The sequence below is a fragment of the Bacteroides sp. An19 genome (genome assembly GCF_002160215.1).
Lineage (GTDB): Bacteria > Bacteroidota > Bacteroidia > Bacteroidales > Bacteroidaceae > Phocaeicola > Phocaeicola intestinalis.
Map to the genome: position 1 here is coordinate 123,602 of NZ_NFKD01000003.1, position 16,042 is coordinate 139,643.

The 16,042-nt window shown below is 46.1% G+C and carries 10 protein-coding genes; 2 read left to right on the top strand and 8 right to left on the bottom strand.

The window, feature by feature from the left end; translation table 11 throughout:
• Positions 1 to 4 precede the first annotated feature (4 nt).
• From B5F25_RS02300 to B5F25_RS02320, 6 genes are all read right to left on the bottom strand, one after another.
• Complete coding sequence (locus tag B5F25_RS02300) at positions 5 to 2,266, bottom strand: GH92 family glycosyl hydrolase (RefSeq protein ID WP_087247333.1); 2,262 nt, start codon at positions 2,264 to 2,266, stop codon at positions 5 to 7.
• Between the two features lie 99 nt (positions 2,267 to 2,365).
• Positions 2,366 to 2,761, bottom strand: coding sequence for a hypothetical protein (locus B5F25_RS21495; RefSeq protein WP_162614340.1), 396 nt, complete (start codon positions 2,759 to 2,761; stop codon positions 2,366 to 2,368).
• A 369-nt stretch (positions 2,762 to 3,130) separates the two neighbouring features.
• Positions 3,131 to 4,495, bottom strand: coding sequence for a glycoside hydrolase family 57 protein (locus B5F25_RS02305; RefSeq protein WP_087247335.1), 1,365 nt, complete (start codon positions 4,493 to 4,495; stop codon positions 3,131 to 3,133).
• A 15-nt stretch (positions 4,496 to 4,510) separates the two neighbouring features.
• The gene (locus tag B5F25_RS02310; RefSeq protein ID WP_087247337.1) at positions 4,511 to 5,785 is read right to left on the bottom strand and encodes a glycosyltransferase family 4 protein; all 1,275 of its coding nucleotides are present in this window, start codon (positions 5,783 to 5,785) and stop codon (positions 4,511 to 4,513) included.
• Between the two features lie 15 nt (positions 5,786 to 5,800).
• The gene (locus B5F25_RS02315) at positions 5,801 to 7,744 is read right to left on the bottom strand and encodes a glycogen debranching enzyme N-terminal domain-containing protein (protein ID WP_022041177.1); all 1,944 of its coding nucleotides are present in this window, start codon (positions 7,742 to 7,744) and stop codon (positions 5,801 to 5,803) included.
• A gap of 271 nt (positions 7,745 to 8,015) precedes the next feature.
• Complete coding sequence (locus B5F25_RS02320) at positions 8,016 to 10,370, bottom strand: beta-galactosidase (protein ID WP_087247339.1); 2,355 nt, start codon at positions 10,368 to 10,370, stop codon at positions 8,016 to 8,018.
• A gap of 214 nt (positions 10,371 to 10,584) precedes the next feature.
• Between B5F25_RS02320 and B5F25_RS02325 the strand changes: the two genes are divergently transcribed.
• The gene (locus tag B5F25_RS02325) at positions 10,585 to 12,513 is read left to right on the top strand and encodes a family 43 glycosylhydrolase (protein WP_140406843.1); all 1,929 of its coding nucleotides are present in this window, start codon (positions 10,585 to 10,587) and stop codon (positions 12,511 to 12,513) included.
• Positions 12,514 to 12,694: 181 nt separating this feature from the next.
• On the opposite strand, the gene B5F25_RS02330 is transcribed toward B5F25_RS02325, so the two are convergent.
• Both B5F25_RS02330 and B5F25_RS02335 read right to left on the bottom strand, forming a co-directional pair.
• Positions 12,695 to 14,269: a hypothetical protein gene (locus tag B5F25_RS02330; protein WP_087213051.1), complete on the bottom strand. Its 1,575-nt coding sequence runs from the start codon at positions 14,267 to 14,269 to the stop codon at positions 12,695 to 12,697.
• An 18-nt stretch (positions 14,270 to 14,287) separates the two neighbouring features.
• The gene (locus B5F25_RS02335; RefSeq protein ID WP_087247363.1) at positions 14,288 to 15,499 is read right to left on the bottom strand and encodes a hypothetical protein; all 1,212 of its coding nucleotides are present in this window, start codon (positions 15,497 to 15,499) and stop codon (positions 14,288 to 14,290) included.
• 314 nt (positions 15,500 to 15,813) lie between these two features.
• Here B5F25_RS02335 and B5F25_RS21500 point away from each other — a divergent pair, with 314 nt between their 5' ends.
• Complete coding sequence (locus tag B5F25_RS21500; protein ID WP_158098095.1) at positions 15,814 to 15,984, top strand: hypothetical protein; 171 nt, start codon at positions 15,814 to 15,816, stop codon at positions 15,982 to 15,984.
• The last annotated feature ends 58 nt before the right edge of the window (positions 15,985 to 16,042 follow it).

Genomic DNA, 16,042 nt, shown 5'->3' on the forward strand with positions numbered 1-16,042 from the left:
TCGTTTATAATCCTAATTCTGTTCCCCATTTGCCGGGTTTGTTTCCCATCTTCAATACCAGTTCGCCGCCAGCCACGAGGTCTTTATGGCGCAGGGCGGAGTAAGGGTAATCCTTCCCGTTCAAAGTAACCGACTGGATGTACCGGTTCTCGTCCGAGAGGCGTTCTGCTCGGATGGTAAAGTCTTTTCCGTCTTCCAGATGGAAGGTGGTTTTTTTCAGCATCGGGGCATGTATCAGATAATAGTCTTGTCCGGCATTGGGATAAAGTCCTGTCATGTGGAAGGCAAGCCACGAAGACATCGCTCCCGAATCATCGTTTCCGGGAAGTCCCATCGGAGAGTCGTTAAAGTGGGTGGTGATGATTTCGCGGATGCGATCATCGCTCCGCCAGGGTTTCCCTATCCAGTGATACAGGCAGGGGGTAAGGAACGAAGGCTCGTTGTTCACATTATAAAACCCTTTGTCGAAGAAGATGTCGAGGCGTTCTTCGAATTTCTCCTTCCCTCCGCATTGTGCGATAAGCCCCGGCACATCGTGAGGGATGCTGAGCGAGTATTCCCACGAGCTGGCTTCGTAGAAGAACATGTCCCACCACGGGGTGTACCACGGTCCTTCGAAGGTGACCGGTGTGTAGGTGTACGTAGGCTTCTGCACTTTCGAGTTACCGAAAGGTATCTGGTCGAGCCAGTTCCCCTCCTTGTCGCGCGGCATGATGAATCCTTTTGCCCCTTCGTGTTTGTAATCGCTTCGCCACAGGTTTTTCCAGTTCTCCGATTGTTTCAGATAGTGTCGGTAGAGGTCTTCTTTTCCCAGTCCTTTAGCTACCAATGCGATGGCATAATCACAATACGCATATTCTACGGTGCGGTTTCCTGCACGTGGAATGCCATACGGGATGTAGCCTAATTCCAGGTAGGGGACCAGTCCGCCCCGTCCTTCCGCTTCCTGGTTTCCTCCGGGAGGCACGGTAGCATCCTGCAACATCGCTTTCAGCGCCAGTTCATAGTCGATGCCTTTCAAGCCTTTCACAAAAGCGTCGGCGATGACGATTTCGGCATTCGAGCCTCCTTGCGTACGTCCGTTGGCGTTTCCGCTTCGTGCGTCGGGCATGTATCCATCCCGTTTATAGATGGTGATGAGCGAGCGCACGATGTCGGTTTCGCGTTGCGGGTCGATAAGTGTGATGAGTGGAGTAGAGGTGCGGTAGGTGTCCCAAATGGCGTAATAGTCATCGTAATAAGGCTCAGGGTCGTTCCAAAGCGGATTCTCTCCGGTGCGGTCTACGGGCATAATCATCGTGTGATAGAGCGCGGTATAGAACATCCGCTTTTGCGTTTCGGGAGTATCGGGAGCGATTTCAATCGCCTTGAACAGCTTTTCCCATTGTGCCAGCAGGCCGTTATGCACTTTCTCGAAAGACCAGTGGGGAATGTAGGTACGGGCATTGTGCTTGGCACGTTGGCTGCTCAGGAAAGAGATGCCGATTTTCAGTTGCACCACCGAGTCTCCTTGGGCAAAACGGAGCAAGGCGCCGGTTTTCTCATACGAATCGAATTGGGAGCGTTCGTCGGTTATCTTGCTTCCTTTCCATGTGCGGCACTGGGTGAAAGGCTTGTCGGTTTCGGCGTAAAAGTAAACCGTATAGGCGCGTCCGTTGTTCCAGCCTCCCCGGATTCGGGTATAGCCGCTCACTTCATGGTCGGACAGGATTTCTATTTCCGAACCTACGAACTGTTGGGCTTCACGTGCATCGGGCACGGGGCTTTCTCCCAAGAAGAAACCGGCATCGATAGCCAATGATTTCAAGGAATCAGCGGGATAGGTGAAGCGGTAGAACGAAGCCCGCTCCGTGGTGGTGATTTCCGTACGGATGCCGCTCTGCTTAAATCGGGTATCGTAATATCCCAGCCGGATGTTTTCGTAAGCTCGATAATCCAAGTGTTGGGTTTGGTCCATTCCGTTGCAGAAAGGCGTCACTAAAATATTCCCATACTTGGGACCTCCTCCGGTTCCGCTTACGTGTACTTGCGAGAATCCGTCCACCCGTTCAGGTATGGGCAGCCAGCCGCTATTGGGTGAAGGAGTGCAGTCGGGAGAAGGTTTGACCATTCCATAAGGGCAAGACGGACCGATAAATACCCGTCCCAGTCCTTCCGACCCGATGCGCGGGTCTACATAGTCGGTCAGTTGCGTCTGAGCGGAGGCGTAAATTATGCCGCTTAGGCACAAACCAGCCGTCAAGCCAATCAGTTTTTGAAGTTTCATGTTGCTCTATTGTATTTTATGTAAAAAGTTGATAATGGTTGGGTTGATGTTTTTACAAAGATACATTTTTTTACCTTCTCTGTCAAAGAAACCTATTCCTTAGTTTCCATGATTGGGTGAAAAAATAATCTTTGTATGGCAATAAGAAATTGTTTTGAAATATTCCAAAAGTTTTCTTGACTTGATGTATTCGTTTTCGTGTGTGCTTTGGGCGATTTGGGGGGTTCTTCCCGTTTTTGTTTTCGTCAGAGATAGCCCGCTATCTTCCTTATCACACAAACGGAAATGCCTCAAAAACTCATCACCAATATAGCTGCATTGTTTGTAAGAAGCTGTTTTGAATTTCTCCAAAAAGTTTTTCTTGGCTTGATGTATCCGTTTTCGTGTGTGCTTTGGGCGATTTTTTGGTCCTTTTCGCTCCTGTTCTTCGTCAGATAGCCCGCTATCTTCCTCATCACAGAAGCGAAAATGCCTCAAAAACTCATCCCAAATCATCGCACGATAAATTCAAAACAGCTTCTAAGATTATTAATCTTACAGCGTGAAGATTAATAATCTTTCGGCATGAAGATTAATAATCTTACAAGAAATGCACTCATACTATTATTACTAAAAACGCCCGACTTCATTCATATGAAATCGGGCGCAAACTTAACAAAAACTGTTTTGAATTTCTACAAAAAGTATTCTTGGCTTAATGTATTCATTTTCGTATGCGTTTTGGGCGATTTTTTAATCCTTTCCGCTTCTGTTCTTGTCAGATAGCTTGCTGTCTTCTTCTTCACAGTATTGGAAATGCCTTAAAAACCCATCCCCAACCAGCACACGATAAATTCAAAACAGTTTCTCAAATATCTGAAAAAATTACTTTTCTTTCTTAGCCGCAGCTGTCTTTCTTGTGGTTGTTGTTTTCTTTGCCGCAGGCTTCTTAGCTTCAGATTTCTTCAATTCGGCTTGAAGCTTGGTCACCTCATCGTTCAGCTGAACCAACTCTTCACCTTGATTCTTGATAGTGGTAAGCAAAGACCCTAACTCTTCATTGTCCATATCTGCCGGATACAACGAATTGACACGAGCCAAGAAATCGCCTAAGATGTTCATATAATTAGTAAATGCATCATAAGGTGAATCATAGATACCTCTATCCAGCCCAACTCCCGTATCTTTTGTAGTCATAAAACGGAAATTATTGCTTGCCTGCAGGTAGAACCAGTCTTGCTTGATACGGCGGTCGTCGCACAAATGCACACGCTCGGCCACACTGTACAGTTTGTTAAACGCTTCGCGCTGCATCACATTACCCAGCCATGGACTGATGTCTCTTTCTTCATCCGACCAAGACATCGGATAAGGCACATCCATCATATCTACCGATTTCAATTTCGTAACAATTTCGGTAGGGGTCGAGAATGTGATGCCCCGCTGCTTGGCACATGCAGGCAATGCTTTCAAGAATTCCAGGATGTTGGAAGACAACGGTTGTGCTATACCGAGAGCCGACAGTTCCATAAAAATGTTGATGACCTGTTCGTTTTCGGGCAAAGCGGCAATCCAGTCTATATAAGTATCTGCAAACAAGGGATATTCGCTCCATTCCGAATTAGAGAAGCGCAGGCTGATATCGTCCGACAACTTGAAGTCGCGCATCAACAGTTTCAGATTCGGGTTCTCGGCGCAATGATACAGATAGTGCGGGCTCTTCCATCCCAACACATGCTTCGCACCTTCTATCAGTTGGCCCTTAAAGCCCATGCTGGCTACGATTCCACCTATTTCATTGTCGTAAATCAAGCTGGAATTACGGAACACTTTCGGATCCTGACCGAAATAATCCTTGATTTTTTTACGCATAAATTCTACTTCTTCACGGAAGCATTCTTCGTTTGCCAACGAAGACAAGCCGTGAGAATAAGGCTCGCATATAAATTCGCAACAGCCTGTGGCATTCAGTTCCTGCAACAGTTCGATAACAGCCGGTGCATGTATCTCCAATTGTTCGAGTGCTACACCTGAAATGGAAAGACCAACCTTAAAAGCTCCTTCATTGTTTTTTGCCATTTCAATCAGGGTGGTCAATGCCGGAATATACGAACGTTCGGCAACATCGTTGATGCCCTGTTCGTTTGCGTAATCATCGTAGTAATAATGGTCTGTACCAATTTCAAAAAAACGATAGCGTTTGAGATGTGTTATCTGATGTATTTCAAAGTAAAGACAGATTGTTTTCATATCGATTTTGTATAATTATAGTTTTCCACAATTTTTTAAAGTCTGTTCGTATAAGCCGCGAATCTTCACGCCTACTTTCTCCCATACAATACCGTCGACTTCTTTCTTTCCTTCATCGCGCAGGTATTCGTACAATGCCGGATAAGTACAAATAGCATGAATGGCATCTGCCATGGCATGAATATCCCAATAATCGGTCTTTATACATTTACTCAAGATTTCGGCACACCCCGACTGCTTGGAAATAATGGTAGGCACACTACATTGCATAGCTTCCAGTGGCGATATGCCGAACGGCTCGGATACGGAAGGCATGATGTACACATCGCTGGCTTTCAATACCTCGTACACCTGTTTGCCTCTCATGAAGCCCGGGAAATGGAAACGGTCGGCAATGCCTCTTTCGGCAGCCAGACGAATCATGGCATTCATCATATCACCGCTACCTGCCATGACGAAACGCACGTGACGCGCACGGCGCAATACCATCGCAGCCGCTTCAACAAAATATTCCGGTCCTTTCTGCATGGTGATACGTCCCAGGAAGGTAACGATTTTCTCTTTCGGATTTTTACGCGGTACAATATCCTGAATCTCTTTCGACAACGGAGACACGGCATTGTGGACCGTAAAGACTTTACGCGGATCCTGATAGTATTTATGAATAACCGTCTGTCGTGTCAATTCACTCACACACATGATGCAATCGGCGTGGTCCATACCGTTCTTTTCGATGGAATAAACTGTAGGGTTTACATTGCCACGGCTACGGTCGAAATCGGTAGCATGAACATGGATGACCAACGGTTTGCCTGATACCTGCTTGGCATGAATACCTGCCGGATAGGTCAGCCAGTCGTGCGAATGGATGATATCAAATTCCTGCTGACGGGCAACCACTCCCGCCACAATGGAATAATTGTTTATTTCTTCATGCAAATTATCCGGATAACGCCCTGAAAATTCAAGGCAACCCAAATCATTGGTATGCATATAGTTGAAATCGGCATAGATATGGTCGCGCAAGTCGTAATAGAGCTGCGGGTCCATATAGTTTCCTACACGGCTTTTTACGTAATCCCATTGTACATCGCGCCATACGATAGGTACGCTGTTCATGCCGATGATTTTCAAGAAGCTTTGGTCTTCATCTCCCCATGGCTTCGGTATGCAGAAGGTAATCTGCATGTCCTCTTGTTGCGCTAAACCTTTGGTAAGTCCGTAACTGGCTGTACCTAAACCTCCCAAGATATGGGGAGGAAATTCCCATCCAAACATTAAAACTTTCATAGTATTTCCTCCCTTTTACTGATTGTCATATTTTTCTAACAGATTTAAAGTTCTCAATATTTGAGCCACGTTCATGGCGAACGAAATGGCTCCTCTGCCTCTGAATGGCGGGTTTCCATCGAATAATTCAGGAATAGAGCCTACGCAATGGAGTGACAATTCGTCTTCGAAGCTAATCATCTGACGTTCTACGAACGAAATGGCACTACGCTTGTAGATGCGCAAATAGGCTTCGAGATAGAATCCTTCCAGCCAAGGCCATGCCGTACCTTGATGGTAAGCGTAATCGCGTTGGATTTGCGGGCCTACATAATTCGGGTTGTAGCCTCCGCTCTTCGGGCTTAACGAGCGTAAACCTTTCGGAGTAAGAAGTTCCTTTGTCACAATATCGACCACGCCTTTCTTCTGTTTGGCATTCAACGGAGAATAATCGAATGCTGCTGCAAAAATCATGTTCGGGCGTACGCTCCAGTCCATCATGTCTCCGTCTACGTAATCGAGCAGATAACCGTATTCGTTCAAGAATGTGTCAATGAAAGCCTTTCCTGCTTTTTCTGCCAATTGGGTTAAGGTTCCGGCAAATTCTGTATCACCTCCTTCGCCCAGCAATTCTCCGGCAAACATCAACGCGTTGTACCACAGTGTATTGAATTCGACGATATATCCTGTACGCGGAGTAACCGGACGGCCGTTCGACATTGCATTCATCCACGTAATGGCTTTGTCTCTTCCTTGGGCGTATACCAGTCCGTTATCACATACTTTCAGGTTCGGATGTTTTCCTTCGGTAAGATACGTCATGATGTCTTTCAATAATGCCCCGTATTTGCTTCGTGCCGCATCGCGTGATACCATTTTCGCGTATTGTTGGATAGTCCATACTGCCCATAACAATACATCCGGATGTTCCATTTCGTAGACTTTCAGCGTTGCGGGTTCGCCTTTCATGAATTCGTAAATCGCTTTAGATGCCGTGTCCATCACCGTTTCGAACTTGTCCGTTTCGTTGATGGCAAGCATCAGCCCCGGCAGAGAGATGAACATGTCACGTGCACGGCATTTGAACCATGGGTAGCCTGCCAAGACGTATGACTCGTCTCCTTGTTTGTTCAGGAACTGGTGGGCGGCATTAATCAGGCAATGCTTGAAATTGTCGCGCGGAGTACGGCGGTCTGCTTCTTCCGAGAAGAGCTGGTCCAGATTAGCGGTTTCAATTTCCGAAATGCCTCCCGAGAACACAACCGGATGGTCTTTGGTGATTTCCATTTCGAAATACCCCGGCACATACAGGTCTTCATTGAAATCGTATCCGCGTTCTTGTTCTTTCGGATACTCTATGCCCCGGTACCAATCCGGTTGGAAATGGAATTCGTTCGGGCAATTGGTCTGCATGAACAATTCGGGATATCCCGGATACATACATGTTTTGATTCCGTTTTTTACGGTATCATACTGGCGACTTGCCTGTGCGTTTTCATGAGTGTATTGACGTACGCTACGGAAAGCTAAATACGGGCGCAAGCGAAGTGTCGTACTGGAATGAGCGTCCAGCAAAGTATAACGAATCAAAATACGGTTCTCATGATGCACGAACAACTTTTCTTTCTTCAGCACTACACCTCCCACTCTGTAAATAGTAGTAGGCACTTTCTCGCATTCGAACTCCCGGATGTACTTGTGACCACGCGGACTGAAAGTGTCTCCATGATATTTATGGAGTCCCAGATTAAACTCAGCCCCATGCTGGATGACCGTTTCATCGAGCGAGGACAACAACACATGGTTTTCATCATCCAGTTCCGGCACGGGGATGACCAATAAACCATGGTATTTGCGAGTGTTGCAATCTACTATTGTAGAGCAATGATACGCGCCAGAACGATTAGTCCGAAGAATTTCACGTGTCAAAGATTCTTCCAAATTCGTCATCAGCGTCTTGTCAAATCGTAAATAACTCATAGCTGTTATATTAAGGTTATTAATTGCATAAAAATGTTATTTCTTTAACACCTCAAAATTAGTAATTAAATAAACAAGGCAAAATGAAAAGTTCGTTTTTTTTTCCCGTTTACCTAAAAAAATTGCATTTTTCTTATTACAGGCAACACTATATTACAAAATGTGTGTTTTATAGCATAATTTAAGACATCGGCCTAACTAAATGCCCCAATCGGAACAAGATACACAAAAATGATGTCTGATGTTCCAATCGGGGACTGAAGATCTAATGTTAATAAGAGAAATTTTCGCCTTTCACATATACTTTAAAATCTTTGATGCCTCCGGGCACATTGCTTTCCATACGGGGCAGATATTGGATTGCAGTCAGGGTATGCTTCGCTCCCAAATCAATTACGACCGCATGAGGATAAGCCGAACCGGTTTCGGTACTCCAGTAGGTAGACTCCTGCAAATCGAAAATCTTATCAGCCGAACGGTTCACCTGCGATACATCTTCGCTATCCGCATATTTTACAATCCACGGTTCACGCGAAAGACGTTCTCCGTTTTTATCAAGCAGATACATTTCGGCAATACATGCCAAGTCTTTTCCGTCTTGCGCATTCAAGGCTTCTATACAGACATAACGTCCCGAAACCGGCTTGCCGAATTTCATTTCCTGCCATCCGTTGCCCGCTTTGAAGCTTCCGCTCAATACCGGAGTCTCTCCCGCAAGCCGGAGTTCTTCACCCTTATTGCGATGTGTCAGCGGCTTATTCACCAGCAATTGGTTCAGAATCGGTTCTTCCAACCCTTCCGTACGGGCTTCTTTTGGACCTACGATATCAAATACCAATATTTCATTTTCGCCTTCTTTCAACCAACATCCCGGGACATACAATGTCTGCTGAGGACCGATTTCCCAAATGCGTCCGATGCCATATCCGTTTACATAAACCAAGCCTTTGCCCCATGTTTCAAAGTTCAAGAACGTATCGCCCGGCTTCTCTACGTGGAATGTAGCCCGGTAGCAACCCGGCACACGCTGGCCTTGCGCATCTTTTACCGACTTTAGCGGTTCAAACTTCAATCCTTTATACTCTTCGTAACGGTCTTTCAGGTTATAAACCTTCCAGCCTTTCAATTCGGTAGTACGTCCTCCGTTCTTCAATTCGACCTTTTCGGTAATTCCTTTAAAGTCTTTGATAGCCCGTCCGAAATTGATACGTCCCATGGCTTCCACCAAGATATCCAATTGCGCACCTTCGGCACATGCCGGAATATCCAGTTGCTTTTCCCCGTTCCGGCGGTCCAGTTTGCCGATATATTTCCCGTCAATAAAGATTTGTGCATAATCATGAGCTTCGGTTACGGTAAGTGTCGCTGAACGGTCAATCTTGGGCAAAGTTGTGCGGTAAAGAATGCTTCCGAATCCCTGATCGTACTCTTCCATCGTGCGGATGGTATCATCGCTCTTCGGTTCGGGCAGATTAGCGAACAGGGGAGCCACTTCGGTAAACTCGAAAGCCGGTACGGAGATAGTCGGGATATCATCGGGCACTTTAGCTTGCTTCTTTCCGTCCATATATTTCGCCAAGGTCTCACGCAATTTCTCGTATTTCGGCGTAATCTTTCCCGATTCGCTGATAGGCGCATCATAATCATACGAAGTCACATCCGGTGCAAATCCCGGCGAGTTCGCTCCAGCCCAGTGTCCCCAGTTGGTACCGCCGTGAGTCATGTAAAGGCTGAACGAAATACCCTTTGAAAGCATTTCATCAATGCCGGCAATCATATCATCTGCCGCACGGGTCTCGTGATTGGCTCCCCATTTGTCGAACCATCCGCTCCAGAACTCGCTACACATCAACGGGCTGTCGGGACGTACCTTCTTCAAAGGAGCGAATTGCTCATCGATATTCGCACCCGTACCGAAGTTCATGGTCCACACCAAATCGTCTAATGCATTGAGTTGGAAATTGGATGCCCAGTCGCATTGGAACAAGGTTACATCGCCGAAATTCTCGCGCACGATGTCGCGTATCTTCGTTACATATTCCTTGCTTTCGCCATACGATCCGTATTCATTCTCTACCTGCACCATAATAATAGGACCGCCCTTCTGTATGGTCAATCCAGCCACCTGATTGGCAACTTCCTTCTCGAAGATAGCCACACGTTCCAGGAAATACGGGTCGTCCTCACGCAAACGGATGTCTTTCTTCTTTAAAAGCCACCAGGGCAGACCGCCCATTTCCCACTCGGCACATACATACGGACCGGGACGGAGGATAACATACATATCATTCTTCTGGCACAGGCGGCAGAACTCAGCCAAGTCCTTTTGCCCGGTAAAGTCGAACTCTCCCGGCTTCTCTTCATGGAAATTCCAGAAAACATACAGGCAAATAGTATTCATCCCTAACGCCTTGCATTGCTTGATGCGATGCTCCCAATAGGCACGTGGAATACGAGGATAATGCAACTCGGCAGCCTTTACCACAAAAGGCTCGCCATTGAGCAGGAAACTTCCTTTCCCTGCCTCAAACGTTCCGCTTTCAGCTTTCGGCGCACACGACTGAAATCCAGTCATCGCTCCAATAGAAAGCAGAAGCGACACGCCAATAGTTGCCAATTTATTCATACAAGTTTTCTTTAAAAGTTAACAAATAATTTCATGTTATCAGATTGTCTGCACAAAGATAGGAAAAAATGGATAGCCGAAAGAGAAAATAATCAGTCAAATTAGGGGCATAAACCGGTCAAAAACACTTTCTCGCATACATCGTAATGCAGAAAGCCCTATCTTTGTTAAAAGAATAATCCAAACAAATACTATTAACCAAAAACAATTAACCATGAATTACAAGACACGTATGCTTGCCTTGCTCGCGTTGTTTCTGCTGACAATTTCAGTATCGCGGGCATCCCAGACAGAAGAAAAAGACTATGTAGGCTATCTCTTCACGTATTTCACCGGAAACCACATCAGTGAAGAAGCGGTATGTTTTGCCGTCAGTATGGACGGGTATTCTTTTTATGCACTGAACGGCAACAAGCCGGTGCTCGACTCGAAAGTCATCAGTTCGACCGGAGGTGTACGCGACCCGCATATCCTGCGGTGCGAAGACGGAAAGACTTTCTACATGGTCGTGACCGATATGGTGTCGGATAACGGATGGGATTCGAACCGCGCCCTGGTGATGCTGAAATCTACCGACCTTGTCAACTGGTCGCACTCCATCATCAACATGCAGAAGCGCTATAAAGGACAGGAAAAACTGAAACGTGTATGGGCGCCTCAGACCATCTTCGATAAAGAAGCAGGCAAGTATATGCTTTACTGGTCCATGCAATACGAAGGCGGACCGGACGTTATCTATTACGCATACGCCAACGAGGACTTCACCGACCTGACCGGTGAACCGAAACCTTTATTTATCCCTGCCGACAAGAAATCGTGCATTGACGGGGATATTGTTTATAAAGACGGAGTGTACCATCTGTTCTATAAAACAGAAGGACATGGAAACGGCATCAAAGTAGCCACTACCCGCTCGCTTACATCAGGGGAATGGAAAGAAAGCCCCGACTACAAACAACAGACCAAAGAAGCGGTAGAAGGTGCAGGCACATTCAAGCTGATAGGACAGGACAAATACATCCTGATGTATGACGTGTACATGAAAGGAGCTTACCAATTTACGGAAACCACCGACCTGAAACACTTTAAAGTGATTGACCATGCAGTAAAGATGGACTTCCATCCGCGTCACGGAACGGTTATTCCCATTACGCGTGCTGAACTGAAACGCATTACAGATAAATGGGGAAAGCCGGAGGAACTGGGCGAATTGCCTCAGAATCCGGTATTGCCCGGTTTTCATGCCGACCCCGAAGTGCTCTATTCAAAGAAAACCGATAAATATTACATTTATTCCACTACCGACGGTCAACCCGGGTGGGGAGGCTGGTATTTCACGGCATTCTCTTCTCCCGACCTGAAAGACTGGACTTATGAAGGCGTAATCCTCGACCTGCGCTCTCCACAAGTTCCTTGGGCAAACGGCAATGCATGGGCACCCGCCATTGAAGAAAAACTGATAGACGGAAAATACAAATACTTCTTCTATTATAGCGGCAACCCCAACGACAATTCGCGCAAACAAATCGGTGTAGCCATAGCCGACTCGCCCACAGGTCCGTTTAAGGACATGGGACAACCCATCATCACCGATTCTCCTGCCGGACACGGGCAGCAAATTGATGTGGATGTATTTACCGACCCAATGACTGGTACACCTTATATATATTGGGGCAACGGTTACATGGCAGGAGCCGAACTGAACAGCGATATGGTATCGGTAAAGAAAGAAACCATCAAGGTGTTGACTCCCAAAGGCGGAACCCTGAAAGACTATGCCTATCGCGAAGCCCCGTATGTATTCTACCGGAAAGGTACCTATTACTTCTTATGGTCGGTAGACGATACCGGCTCGCCCAACTATCATGTGGCATACGGCACCTCCGATTCGCCTCTCGGTCCGATAAAGGTAGCCAAGGACCCTATCGTAACCATTCAAGACCCGGCAAAAGAAATCTACGGACCGGCGCATAACTCTGTCGTACGCAAACCAGGTACCGATGAATGGTACATCGTCTACCACCGCATCAACAAGAATTATCTGGATAAAGACAAAGGTCCGGGCGTGCACCGCGAAGTCTGCATCGACCGGCTTGAGTTCAATGAAGACGGAACCATCAGACGCGTGACACTCAACAGGTAAATCATCTAAAAACGACTTCGTACCAATATAAGAATCAACAAAAAGACACAGAGATACAAAAATATTTGATATTCACCATAAAACTTTGTATTTCTGTGTCTTCCGGTTAAAATCTTTTCAGCGTTCAGAACCTGATAGAATATTACTTTATTGGAAAATTTAAACAGGTTCTAAGACATTCTTAAAAATGCACACCTAACGTGAACAACAGCTGATGACGGTCATTGTTTACTTTGACGGCAGGAAGACCTTCCTCCAAATCAAACGCATAAAAGTCGGCCTTATAAAAATCGTACTTATAAGCCAAGTCGGCATAGAACAGCTTACCCCGATAGCCCAGACCTACCGTTACGGCCTGCAATGACTTCGTATTCATATATTCCGGATTCGTACGCGTCTCGTCAGTATCTGCGATATTTTTATACGAATCATCGTATATCAATGCCGAACGGAAATTATAACCGGCACGCACGCTGAACGTTGATGATACTTTTGTTTCCATACCGACACGAAATGTATGAACACCTTTTAACGACTCATTTACAGCTGCCGTTCCGTTAATGTATTCACTACCGTCCGTTTCAGACAACTTGGCAGAAGAATATTTGGCATATTCGTATTCTGCATCCAACGCCATGATGCCCCCTACTACCGTTCCCATACTGACATTGAAACGCCAAGGAGTGGTCAGACGAAAATCACGGACATACTGAGGATGAAGATAATCAGCTAAATTTTCAGTCATTTCTCCAAACCCCGGCAGGTTAGAAGTTAAATTAGCCGTATAACGTTCGGTTATCGAGTACCATATCGGGGTATGAATCGCCAAACCTATACGGAACGGCGAATAAGCAAACGGACGGACAATTGCTCCCAATTTCAAATCAATACCCGAACCGTCTGCACTATAAAAGTTGTTTAAAGTATAACTGCCATTGCCCGACAATGTTTCACCATACGATGAATAACGATTATAATCGAGGGTATATATACCTAATGTCACACCAAAATAATAACGGTCCTGCACATTGACAGCCATATTGATATCATACTCGTTGACGCTTCCTTCCTCACGACTGTAATATTGATTACTTAACGCCTTCCAACCTTCCATACCTACTATCCGATCACCCGATTCAGATGATTGAAGGATGGGAGAAACCAAATGAGTGCGTGCACCTAATGCGCCCAAAAAAGGAGTACCGTAAAAATACTCGTCGATGTATGGATTTTCGGCATCATACAACTCCGCAAAATCTACCTCCGTATTATAATAACCTGCGTTCAGCAACATATCCGCCATTTGCCACGTAAGTGAAGCACCATTGGCGTATTGTCCCGATGTTGAGAACTGGCGATTAAAGTTAGCACGCTTGTGATAATTAAATGCAAAATTCAAATAACGGATATTGGTCTTGTTGCCTATTTTCGTGCTCCACACCAGTCCTGCCTGGTCGAACGAAGCTTTCGTACGTTTCTCATTGGCAACCGAACCACCCATATCCGATTTTGCCTGATTATTGTTCATGCCAAATGAGACCGTAACATCATTTCCCCGAAATAGTCCAATACCTGCAGGATTGGTTCCAATGGTCGAGATATCCGCTCCTAACGCACTCATCGCACCTCCCATGCCGACAAAACGAGCTGTCCCATTTAAATCATCGTCCATATAACGGACTACATCATATTGATTTTGAGCCATCACTGCCGACATACAGCCAAGCAGTAAGGCTATCATGCTTATCTTTTTCATATCTGTAGTTTAACTAATTTATCTTCTACGTGAACCACCGCCTCCACCTGTACTACGTGTACGTGTGCTTCCGCCTCCCATTGAACCCCGATTGAATCCGCTTCCTCCACTTGAGAAACTGTTACGGTTCGAATTATAGCTGCGGGTTTTATTCGAATTATTCACGTTACGATTATAAACCTGATTGTATGTACGTCGTGTACTGCTTGGACGGTTATAAGACGAGCCGGTCCGGTCTATCGTACTGCTCGGACGTACGTAACTGCTATTACCGCGTGAAGGACGGACATTTCCTACCCCGTTGTTCCGGTTTCCAAACGACTGAACTGAAGGACGGACAGATACACCTTCTCCTCCTGTACTTGGACGGACTACCCTACCATTCGTATACCGGCGTGCTCCTGATGAGGAGCCATTGACAACACGTCTTCTCGTAGATTGCGTGCCGCTTACTATACGGCTCCGGCGAGAACCGGAATAGCCTTCATAACGCGTGTACCTGTAATCTGTATGTCCCGGACGATGCCATCCGCTGCCTCCCCAATACGGATGCGGATGATGCCACGGTCCCCAATAGCCGGCATACCAACCGCCCCAGTAACCGCCATACCAATACGAAGAATACCACCCGCCATAATGCCATGGCGAGTACCATCCCCAACGCGGACCGGCTATACTCCAGTTCCAGCGCCAGTCCCACCACAACGGATTGGAATAGGTGGGGAACACGTAAGCATACAATCCATCGTCGTATACGTTCCAGTCCCACGATGGAAAAGCACCATACACAACATCCCAATACAAGGGGCTGCTGATAGGAATGGCATACGCCGGACTACGGAAACGGACGATACGCATGGCGTATTCGTAATCGTCCTGCGAACCTTCGAAGCCGTTCACCCATTCACCCCGTTCTCCGTAAGGTTTCTCTTCTATGTATAGGGTATCGTTCTGCATGCTGAACGTATTCTCTCTCGATGTATACCGGCGGTTGTATTCATCAATGTCACGCGTTTTCCCCGTCACGTCCTTTACCACCACTGTTGTGCCCGGAGAAACCGATGCCGTTGTAGTTGTAGTCGTTGTTGTCTGCCTCGTCACCTGACGTACCTCGGTTTTCGTTTCCGCCTTCTTTTCTTTCTTCGGAACAAAATAAAGGTCGTCATTCTGTGCCATAGCCAGCCACGGCAAGCAAGCTATCAGCAACGAAACGCCTAATCTTATCTTCATCTTCATACCTATTAAAAATTTATTGTTTACCATAATCTGCCGGAACCTGCCTATTTCTGCAATACAAAATTAGCGAGAATCTTGTATCCTGCAAGTAGGATTTCCCTATTTCGCGGTAGGGTTTTCCCTATTTTAGAATTATTTATAGTCAATCCAAAATGAAATACTGAAATTCCGCATGATTCGTTCCATTGAACACAGAGACACAGAAGAATTGACAATGGGCAATTTGTGCCTCTGTGTTCCATTCCATTTTCACAAACCAATTTTTCTATAAAAAACTGTTTTAGAAGCTGTTTTGAATTTATCGTGCGATGATTTGGGATGAGTTTTTGAGGCATTTTCGCTTCTGTGATGAGGAAGATAGCGGGCTATCTGACGAAGAACAGGAGCGAAAAGGACCAAAAAATCACCCAAAGCACACACGAAAACAGATACATCAAGCCAAGAAAAACTTTTTGGAGAAATTCAAAACAGCTTCTTAATTTCTCCGATAAGTTTGCTTGGCAGATACGGGTCAATGTATGATTGAAAGGTTCAGTA

Excerpts from the sequence above, each read along its gene's own strand:
- B5F25_RS02315 (WP_022041177.1), bottom strand. The coding sequence starts at position 7,744 with ATGAGTTATTTACGATTTGACAAGACGCTGATGACGAATTTGGAAGAA.
- B5F25_RS02330 (WP_087213051.1), bottom strand. The coding sequence starts at position 14,269 with ATGAAAAAGATAAGCATGATAGCCTTACTGCTTGGCTGTATGTCGGCA.
- B5F25_RS02300 (WP_087247333.1), bottom strand. The coding sequence starts at position 2,266 with ATGAAACTTCAAAAACTGATTGGCTTGACGGCTGGTTTGTGCCTAAGC.
- B5F25_RS21495 (WP_162614340.1), bottom strand. The coding sequence starts at position 2,761 with ATGATTTGGGATGAGTTTTTGAGGCATTTTCGCTTCTGTGATGAGGAA.
- B5F25_RS21500 (WP_158098095.1), top strand. The coding sequence starts at position 15,814 with ATGATTTGGGATGAGTTTTTGAGGCATTTTCGCTTCTGTGATGAGGAA.
- B5F25_RS02320 (WP_087247339.1), bottom strand. The coding sequence starts at position 10,370 with ATGAATAAATTGGCAACTATTGGCGTGTCGCTTCTGCTTTCTATTGGA.
- B5F25_RS02335 (WP_087247363.1), bottom strand. The coding sequence starts at position 15,499 with ATGAAGATAAGATTAGGCGTTTCGTTGCTGATAGCTTGCTTGCCGTGG.
- B5F25_RS02310 (WP_087247337.1), bottom strand. The coding sequence starts at position 5,785 with ATGAAAGTTTTAATGTTTGGATGGGAATTTCCTCCCCATATCTTGGGA.
- B5F25_RS02325 (WP_140406843.1), top strand. The coding sequence starts at position 10,585 with ATGAATTACAAGACACGTATGCTTGCCTTGCTCGCGTTGTTTCTGCTG.
- B5F25_RS02305 (WP_087247335.1), bottom strand. The coding sequence starts at position 4,495 with ATGAAAACAATCTGTCTTTACTTTGAAATACATCAGATAACACATCTC.